1 rRNA gene is annotated in these 1,199 nt (G+C 49.5%); it reads left to right on the top strand.

Features of this window, described 5'->3' with window-relative positions:
- Window positions 1-45 precede the first annotated feature (45 nt).
- Window positions 46-1,199: ribosomal RNA gene (locus C9J47_RS26790) — 23S ribosomal RNA — on the top strand; the annotation flags it as partial.

Below are 1,199 nucleotides of genomic sequence, written 5' to 3'. Positions count from 1 at the left end.
AGAGAAACCTTGGTTGTTGCCATACGAAACCTCTTGGGGTTGTATGGTTAAGTGACTAAGCGTACACGGTGGATGCCTTGGCAGTCAGAGGCGATGAAGGACGTATTAACTTGCGATAAGCCTAGTTTAGATAGTAAAAATCACTTGAGACTAGGATTTCCGAATGGGGAAACCCAGCTGCATAAGCAGTTATCATAACGTGAATACATAGCGTTATGAGGCGAACCGGGGGAACTGAAACATCTAAGTACCCCGAGGAAGAGAAATCAATTGAGATTCCGGCAGTAGCGGCGAGCGAACCCGGATTAGCCCTTAAGCGGCATTAGCGTTAGGTGAAGGTACTGGAAAGTACAGCGATACAGGGTGATAGCCCCGTAACCGACAACGCTTTTACCGTGAAATCGAGTAGGACGGGACACGTGATATCCTGTTTGAACATGGGGGGACCATCCTCCAAGGCTAAATACTCCTGACTGACCGATAGTGAACCAGTACCGTGAGGGAAAGGCGAAAAGAACCCCTGTGAGGGGAGTGAAATAGAACCTGAAACCGTGTACGTACAAGCAGTAGGAGCCCACTTGTTGGGTGACTGCGTACCTTTTGTATAATGGGTCAGCGACTTAATTTTAGTAGCAAGGTTAACCGTTTAGGGGAGCCGTAGGGAAACCGAGTCTTAACTGGGCGTACAGTTGCTAGGATTAGACCCGAAACCAGGTGATCTAGCCATGGGCAGGTTGAAGGTGAGGTAACACTTACTGGAGGACCGAACCGACTAATGTTGAAAAATTAGCGGATGACTTGTGGCTAGGGGTGAAAGGCCAATCAAACCTGGAGATAGCTGGTTCTCCCCGAAAGCTATTTAGGTAGCGCCTCGGACGAATACTACTGGGGGTAGAGCACTGTTAAGGCTAGGGGGTCATCCCGACTTACCAACCCTTTGCAAACTCCGAATACCAGTAAGTACTATCCGGGAGACACACGGCGGGTGCTAACGTCCGTCGTGAAGAGGGAAACAACCCAGACCGCCAGCTAAGGTCCCAAAGTTATAGCTAAGTGGGAAACGATGTGGAAAGGCTCAGACAGCCAGGATGTTGGCTTAGAAGCAGCCATCATTTAAAGAAAGCGTAATAGCTCACTGGTCGAGTCGGTCTGCGCGGAAGATTTAACGGGGCTAAGCTATACACCGAAGCTGCGGCAAT

Source organism: Photobacterium indicum, assembly GCF_003026215.1.
GTDB classification, from domain to species: Bacteria; Pseudomonadota; Gammaproteobacteria; order Enterobacterales; family Vibrionaceae; genus Photobacterium; species Photobacterium indicum.
The sequence above is the reverse complement of the archived record's forward strand: the minus strand, read 5'-3'. Positions and strand labels throughout refer to the sequence as shown.